The following is an 8,120-nucleotide window of genomic DNA, read 5'->3' as shown; positions in this document are numbered from 1 at the left end:
AAAACCGCGCTCTGGGTTTTCGCGCAACATTTTCTCGCGCATCAGGGCCGGCTGATTGATTGTCAGGTACTCAACCCGCATACCGCTTCCCTTGGTGCGGTTGAAATTCCCCGCGTCGATTATCTCCAGTACGTGCAAACACTGGCGTGGCAACCGGTTTCCGAGAGTTGCTGGCAAACACAAACCCTTTTTTGATATCGGTCACCGATGTTTTGCACACAATTCCCGACAAAAGTGATACAATAAGCGAGTTTGGTATGTCGTCCGCGCTTCGCTGTGGCGAGCCGGAATTGCCAGGTTGGGAATCTCACACATTTCCCGAAGCTGTTTTGATTGTGCAACTGATGCCGATTGCTACAGATTCTTAGCCCGCTAATCCCCCGCAGACGTCAAAAAACACCCTAATTTATCCGTACTGCACGCGCAACGGCGCGACGCACGGCGAAGCGTTGGCAAAATCATCAACGGTTCTTTACATAAATCATGGAATTCGGCATTATCTTGCCGGTTCAACAGTTTGGTAGTACACCCAGAGGATTCGATGGCCAAAGAAGACAATATTGAAATGCAAGGTACCGTACTGGATACGTTACCGAACACCATGTTCCGCGTAGAGCTTGAAAACGGGCACGTGGTTACCGCTCATATCTCCGGTAAAATGCGCAAAAACTACATCCGCATCCTGACGGGCGACAAAGTGACTGTCGAGTTGACCCCGTACGACCTGAGCAAAGGCCGCATTGTCTTCCGTAGTCGCTAAGTAAATATTCACATCTCGCGATGGTTATATTTACATAGCGCGAAAAAAAGGCCGGATTCGCATCCGGCCTTTTTCATATCTGCATTTCGCTTAGTGCACCGTACCTTCGGTTTTACGTTTTTCCGCACTCAGGAAGTGGTAAGTAAGCTGGTTTTTATCTTTATCCAGCGCTACTGATACCGATCCACCATCAACCAGCGAACCAAACAGCAGTTCATTCGCCAACGGTTTCTTCAGATTTTCCTGTACGGCACGTGCCATTGGACGCGCACCCATCGCTTTGTCGTAACCTTTATCAGCCAGCCAACCGCGCGCATCATCGCTAACTTCCAGCGATACGCCCTTCGCATCCAGCTGAGCCTGCAACTCGACGATAAATTTATCCACTACCTGATGAATCACTTCCTGAGACAGGTGACGGAACCAGATAATGTTGTCGAGGCGGTTACGGAATTCTGGCGTAAAGATCTTTTTGATCTCTTCCATCGCGTCGGTACTGTTGTCCTGATGAATCAGACCAATCGACTTACGTTCAGTCTCACGCACACCGGCGTTAGTGGTCATCACCAGCACCACGTTGCGGAAGTCTGCTTTACGGCCGTTATTATCGGTCAGCATACCGTTGTCCATCACCTGCAACAGCAGGTTAAAGACATCCGGGTGCGCTTTCTCGATTTCATCCAACAGCACCACAGCGTGCGGATGTTTAATTACCGCATCTGTCAGCAAACCGCCCTGATCGAAGCCAACGTAGCCCGGAGGCGCACCAATCAAACGGCTGACGGTGTGACGTTCCATATACTCAGACATATCGAAACGCAGCAACTCGATCCCCAGCGCTTTGGCTAACTGGACGGTAACTTCTGTTTTACCGACACCGGTTGGGCCCGCAAACAGGAAGGAGCCGACCGGTTTACGATCCTGACCCAAACCTGCACGGCTCATTTTGATCGCTTCAGTCAGTGCTTCAATCGCATTATCCTGACCAAACACCAGCATTTTCAGACGATCGCCGAGATTTTTCAGCGTATCGCGATCGGTTGCTGACACGCTCTGCTCAGGAATACGCGCAATGCGCGCCACCACCGTTTCGATATCCGAAACGTTGACGGTTTTCTTACGCTTGCTGACCGGCACCAGACGCGCACGCGCACCGGCTTCGTCGATCACATCAATGGCTTTATCTGGCAAATGACGATCGTTGATGTATTTCACCGCCAGTTCCACCGCCGCACGCACCGCTTTCGCGGTATAACGCACATCATGGTGCGCTTCGTACTTCGGCTTCAGCCCGTTAAGGATCTGCACCGTCTCTTCCACAGAAGGCTCGGTAATGTCGATCTTCTGGAAACGACGTGCCAGCGCACGATCCTTCTCAAAGATATTGCTGAATTCCTGATAGGTGGTTGAACCCATCACGCGGATTTTACCGCTGGAGAGCAACGGTTTGATCAGGTTTGCCGCATCGACCTGGCCACCCGATGCCGCACCGGCACCGATAATGGTATGAATTTCATCAATAAACAGGATGCTGTTACTGTCCTGTTCCAGCTGTTTCAGCAGCGCTTTGAAACGTTTTTCAAAATCACCACGGTATTTGGTACCCGCCAGCAGCGAACCGATGTCGAGTGAATAGATGGTGCACTCTTTCATCACTTCCGGTACGTCGCCCTGCACAATGCGCCAGGCAAGTCCTTCAGCAATCGCGGTTTTACCCACGCCCGATTCGCCCACTAGCAGCGGGTTATTCTTACGACGACGGCATAAAACCTGAACAGTACGTTCCAGCTCTTTATCGCGGCCGATCAGCGGATCGATTCCGCCGACACGAGCAAGCTGATTAAGATTGGTGGTGAAGTTTTCCATACGATCCTCCCCGCCTGCTTGCTCTTCGTTAACCGGATTCTCCGCATTGTTCTGCGGCTGGCCGGGTTCGTCTTTACGCGTACCATGGGAGATGAAGTTCACCACATCGAGACGGCTCACTTCGTGTTTACGCAGCAGATAAGCCGCTTGCGACTCCTGCTCGCTGAAAATCGCGACCAGCACGTTCGCGCCTGCGACTTCGCTGCGACCGGAGGACTGGACATGGAATACCGCGCGCTGCAACACGCGCTGGAAGCTGAGCGTCGGTTGGGTATCGCGCTCCTCTTCACTGGCAGGCAGCACCGGCGTGGTTTGTTCGATGAAGGCTTCGAGTTCCTGACGCAGAGCCACGATATCCACCGAGCAGGCTTCCAGTGCCTCTCTGGCCGACGGGTTACTGAGCAATGCCAGCAACAGATGCTCGACGGTCATAAACTCATGACGGTGCTCGCGCGCTCTGGCGAAAGCCATATTTAAACTGAGTTCCAGTTCTTGATTGAGCATTTGGCACCTCCCCCAATTATCGCTCTGACAACCTATCTCCTATATGGAGATGGCTTCAGGCTTTTTCTAGCGTACACAGCAACGGATGTTCATTATCTCGTGCGTAATTGTTCACCTGGGCTACTTTGGTCTCCGCCACTTCTGCAGTGAATACACCACAGATTGCTTTTCCATGGTAGTGAACTTTCAACATCAGCTGCGTTGCACGTTCAATATCATAAGAAAAGAACTTTTGCAGAACGTCAATAACAAATTCCATAGGTGTATAATCGTCATTGTTCAGAATGACTTTATACATTGAAGGCGGCTTTAACCCTTCGCGTACTTTATCTTCGGCTAGATGTTCAAAATTAAGCCAGTCGTTTGTGTTTGCCATAATGTTCCGTCGAAATTCTGCGTTACGGTTGTGCACATCTCTGCGCCCATTCCTAAAGTTTAACATGCCTGTCAAGCCGGTTTTCAGATGATAAAAACTGGCCCTAAAAGCACATGCGCGACCTGTATCACAAAATTTGCAATAGCGTTAACTGCCTCAAATTTTGATGAATTTATCCCCGTCCGCCACGGCCGTTTGCTTGACGATAAGGTCCGTTTCTCTACATTCTACTAACACAAGCTGATTGAGTTTTAAACAAACTCGACTCACAGCTTCAATGACCTCACCTACTTATCAAAATGTCTTGCGAGGGAAGTAAAAGCATGGAGACGGGTACAGTAAAATGGTTCAACAACGCCAAAGGCTTCGGGTTTATCTGTCCGATTAGCGGCGGCGACGATATCTTCGCACACTACTCCACGATTCAGATGGAGGGATACAGAACGCTGAAAGCTGGCCAGCAGGTTCAGTTTGATGTCCATGAAGGACCAAAAGGCAATCATGCCAGCCTGATCGTGCCCTGTGAAGCCACGCAAGCCGCGGTCGCTTAACGCGCATGCTGTTTCACATATTCTGACCACTCCCGAAAAAAAATGCCAGCCGCAGACGCTGGCATTTTTATTTGGCGCATCTCACCTTTTCCTCAATCCGCCCGACCGCGCGCCAACCACATCACGTGCGCAAACAGCTGATCCAGCAACGGCGGAATCGCCTGTGGCCCGCGTTCAGCCGCAGCCATCGCGACGGCAATCGCCAGCTCAGGTTTCGAGCTGTGCTGAATGGCTTTACTAATAATACGCCGCGTATTCATCAGCGCGTTTAACGGCAGGTGCGCCGTCTGGTGATAAACATCGCTGAAGCCCTGTTTATAGAGAAAATGTTCGATATCCGGTGCCGGAAATTGCGTGAGATGATCGCTTTCCCGCGCCGCCGATGGCAGCTGACTGCGGGCGGTAGCCGCGTATTTGCTGCCCGCCTGGTCGCCATCGGTCAGCACATGCCAGGCGATGCCCATGCGTTGGGCAAACTTCAGCAGCGGTTTCAAACCCGATTGCGCAAACTCAATCACTTTCACCCCTTCCGCCGCGAAGTGATAGCCACGCTGCCGCGCCAGCTCATTGATAATCCACACTTCGGTCTCGCCTTCCACCAGCAGCCAGCAGCGGGCAAACAGCGCCGAGGGACGATTCACACGGATGTGGAAACCGATACGGCGACTCTCTTCGGCACTCAAACCTTCTGGCCCAATGCGCCATGCCGCCACGCGCGCGGGTTCGCGCACCAGACGACAGATATTCTCCAGCGGCACCTGCGATAACAGCTCGCCCGAGTTGGTAGTGGCGATTTTTTGCAGCGGCATCAGCTCCAGTAAATTCCACGCCACCGACAGCATAATGGGATGCAACCGCGTTTCTGGATCTTCCACCAGCAGCAGCGGATGCGCGCCCGTTGGCAGCGGTTCGTTGCCGTGCGCCTGAATCAACAGCGAGAACATACGCAGCAAAATCACCTGACGACTGCGTGATTCCGTACCGGCAATCAGGTGATTAAGTTTATCCAGCGATCGCCAGCCTTCACTGCCATCGCGAACTTCCGGTGCCACGCGCGGCGCGCTACTGCCTGATTGCTGCACCAGAAAATAGTGTTCCAGCAGCTGCTGCATGGTGTGCAATCCCTGACGTAACAGGTCGTCGCTCAGCGTTTGCGGACGCACCACCAAATCGCGCGTCAGATTTTCCACTTCCTGTGCCAATGCCGTCAGCGTCGTCGCGCGGCGTTCCACATCGCTGTCAGCATGGCGGTTACGACGGCCAAAACGCGCATCGCGTAAACGCAATACCGGATAATAAGCGCGCAGATGTGCCAGCGCCGCGTCGGTGCCTGCCAGCGGCAACACATCGTTATGCTGATCGATGAACCGCCAGCTGGTTTTTACTCCTTGATCCTGACGCTTAGCGCGAGTGCTAAAGCGAATATAGCGGCCGTGCTCATCGTGCTGCCAGAAGGCCTGAAACAACGCGCTTTCATCATCGCTCTGGGCGCGAAAACGAAATACCAGCTGCAACTGACGCATGCGGGCATCAATATCGCCGGGAGGAAAGTGGAAGTCGTGTTCAGTGAATTGATAAGGCTCGGCGGCAGGCGCCAGCAACAGCGTTAGTGCATCGAGCAGGCTCGATTTACCCCAGGCATTTTCCCCAATCAGCAAATTGGTGTTGGTCAACGGCAATGACAGCCGATTAATGCCGCGAAAACCGTGAATATCGATATGTTCCAGAATCATCATACATTCCATCCGAAGCTTTGCCTGAGCATGGTCCGCCACGCTGCGTTGGTCAAGTCAGCGCCGGGGGAAAAGGTTTACACTTCAACTGTTTTTCGCTAGCGTGGCAGCCCGCCAATCATGGATAGAAAACCCACATGTACGGATTGATTATCATCCTTTTGCCGCTGATTCTCGGCTATCTGCTGCCGCTACAACACACCACGCTTTTACAGGCGGTTGGCCGCACGCTGAACGCGCTGGTCTACATCATTCTGTTCTTTATGGGCACCAGCCTGGCGTTTCTCGATAACCTGAGCAGCAATCTGCTGGCCATTTTCCACATCGCGCTGGTGAGCATGCTGAGCATTCTTGCCTGCTCGCTGCTGGCGCTGTGGCTGCTGGAGCGACGCTGGCCGTGGCGTCATCAGCACAAGCCACAAGCGCTGCCGTCAAGGCTGCATATGGCGCTGGAATCACTCAAGCTGTGCGGTTCGGTGCTGGCGGGCTTTCTGCTTGGTTTGAGTCAGTGGGCGCCGCTGCGTCACGCCTCGACCATCAGTGAATACGCCTTGATGCTGATGCTATTGCTGGTCGGTATACAGCTGCGCAGTAGCGGCATGACGCTACGTCAAATCACCATCAATCGGCGCGGCATGCTGGTGGCGCTGGTATCGCTGTGCAGTGCGCTGGTGGGCGGCGTGATTGCCGCGCTGCTGTTAGATCTGCCGATAAAAACCGGTTTGGCGTTAGCCAGCGGCTTCGGCTGGTATTCGCTCTCCGGCATTTTGATGAGCGAATCGTTCGGCCCGGTGATAGGCAGCGCCGCCTTCTTCAACGACCTGCTGCGTGAGCTGATCACCATTATGCTGATTCCGCTGCTGATAACGCGTCAACGCAGCATGACGCTGGGTCTAAGTGGTGCGACCTCAATGGATTTCACCCTGCCGATCCTGCAACGCACCGGCGGCATGGAAATCGTGCCCGCCGCCATTGTGCACGGTTTTATTATGAGTTTGCTGGCCCCAATCCTGATCGCCCTGTTCTCGGCATAACGCATTTTTTCACGGCTGCACGCGAGCTTCATCGTCTACGCTTTCTGACTGACACGTTTTCGCCATCGGCATGGATGGCTCAACACCAGAAAGGAGCATAACGATGAAGCAAACTGTGGCAGCAATGCTGGCAAAAACCCTGGAAAACGCCGGCGTGAAACGCATTTGGGGCGTCACCGGTGACTCACTTAACGGGCTGAGCGACAGCCTGAATCGCATGGGCACCATCGAATGGATGCCGACGCGCCATGAAGAAGTCGCGGCATTCGCCGCCGGCGCCGAAGCCCAAATCAGCGGAGAACTGGCGGTATGCGCTGGTTCCTGTGGACCGGGCAACCTGCATCTCATCAACGGCTTGTTTGATTGCCACCGCAACCACGTTCCGGTATTGGCGATCGCCGCCCACATTCCTTCCAGCGAAATCGGCAGCGGCTACTTCCAGGAAACCCATCCGCAAGAATTGTTCCGCGAATGCAGCCACTATTGCGAACTGGTGTCCAATCCGGAGCAGCTGCCGCAGGTGCTGGGCATTGCGATGCGTAAAGCGATTCTCAATCGTGGCGTATCGGTGATTGTGATCCCCGGCGACGTGGCGTTGCAGCCAGCGCCGGAAAGCGCACGCAGCGAATGGTATCCGCCGCAGCTGCCGCATGTGGTGCCTAACGCCCGCGAAGTGTCCGCCTTAGCCGGAACGTTGAATGCAGCGAAAAATATCACCCTGCTGTGCGGTAGCGGTTGTGCTGGCGCGCACGCCGAAGTGGTGAAGCTGGCAGAAACGCTGAAAGCGCCGATCGTGCACGCAATGCGCGGTAAAGAGCACATCGAATACGACAATCCTTACGATGTCGGCATGACCGGTTTGATTGGTTTCTCCTCTGGTTTCCACGCCATGATGAACGCCGATACCTTAGTGCTGCTGGGGACGCAGTTCCCCTATCGCGCCTTCTATCCGGCCGATGCCAAAATCATTCAGATCGACATCAATCCCGGCAGCCTTGGCTCCCACAGCCACGTCGATATGGCGCTGGTGGGTGACATCAAAACCACCTTGCATGCGCTGCAGCCGCAGCTCAGCAGCAAAACCGATCGCCAGCATCTGGATAAAGCGCTGGAGCATTATGTCGATGCGCGTAAAGGGCTGGATGAGTTGGCCACCGCCAACGATAAGCTGGCGATTCACCCGCAATATCTGGCCCAGCAAATCAGCGAATATGCCGATGACGATGCCATCTTTACCTGCGACGTCGGCACGCCAACCGTGTGGGCAGCGCGCTATCTGAAGGTGAACGGCAAACG

7 protein-coding genes and 1 pseudogene are annotated in these 8,120 nt (G+C 54.0%); 5 read left to right on the top strand and 3 right to left on the bottom strand.

Annotation, left to right across the window (positions count from 1 at the left end):
• Window positions 1–195, top strand: a pseudogene (gene aat, locus RTY00_RS14765) (leucyl/phenylalanyl-tRNA--protein transferase); the annotation flags it as partial.
• 346 nt (window positions 196–541) lie between these two features.
• The gene (gene infA / locus RTY00_RS14760; protein WP_002211347.1) at window positions 542–760 is read left to right on the top strand and encodes a translation initiation factor IF-1; all 219 of its coding nucleotides are present in this window, start codon (window positions 542–544) and stop codon (window positions 758–760) included.
• 90 nt (window positions 761–850) lie between these two features.
• Here infA and clpA read toward each other — a convergent pair whose 3' ends face one another.
• Window positions 851–3,130, bottom strand: coding sequence for an ATP-dependent Clp protease ATP-binding subunit ClpA (gene clpA, locus RTY00_RS14755; protein WP_312664950.1), 2,280 nt, complete (start codon window positions 3,128–3,130; stop codon window positions 851–853).
• Window positions 3,131–3,185: 55 nt separating this feature from the next.
• The gene (gene clpS, locus RTY00_RS14750; RefSeq protein WP_007887621.1) at window positions 3,186–3,506 is read right to left on the bottom strand and encodes an ATP-dependent Clp protease adapter ClpS; all 321 of its coding nucleotides are present in this window, start codon (window positions 3,504–3,506) and stop codon (window positions 3,186–3,188) included.
• 323 nt (window positions 3,507–3,829) lie between these two features.
• Here clpS and cspD point away from each other — a divergent pair, with 323 nt between their 5' ends.
• On the top strand, window positions 3,830–4,057 hold the full coding sequence (cspD, locus tag RTY00_RS14745) for a cold shock-like protein CspD (protein ID WP_007887624.1): 228 nt from the start codon (window positions 3,830–3,832) through the stop codon (window positions 4,055–4,057).
• Between the two features lie 92 nt (window positions 4,058–4,149).
• Here cspD and RTY00_RS14740 read toward each other — a convergent pair whose 3' ends face one another.
• Window positions 4,150–5,790, bottom strand: a complete 1,641-nt coding sequence (locus RTY00_RS14740) for an ATP-dependent endonuclease (protein WP_312664951.1) — start codon at window positions 5,788–5,790, stop codon at window positions 4,150–4,152.
• A 137-nt stretch (window positions 5,791–5,927) separates the two neighbouring features.
• Between RTY00_RS14740 and RTY00_RS14735 the strand changes: the two genes are divergently transcribed.
• On the top strand, window positions 5,928–6,824 hold the full coding sequence (locus RTY00_RS14735; protein WP_312664949.1) for a lysine exporter LysO family protein: 897 nt from the start codon (window positions 5,928–5,930) through the stop codon (window positions 6,822–6,824).
• A 103-nt stretch (window positions 6,825–6,927) separates the two neighbouring features.
• Window positions 6,928–8,120: thiamine pyrophosphate-binding protein (locus RTY00_RS14730; protein WP_312664948.1), on the top strand; the 1,193-nt coding region annotated here is incomplete at its 3' end.

Source organism: Pantoea sp. CTOTU49201, assembly GCF_032054795.1.
Taxonomy (GTDB): domain Bacteria; phylum Pseudomonadota; class Gammaproteobacteria; order Enterobacterales; family Enterobacteriaceae; genus Pantoea; species Pantoea symbiotica.
Note: the sequence above shows the minus strand (reverse complement) of the source record. Positions and strands in the feature narration are given on the sequence as shown.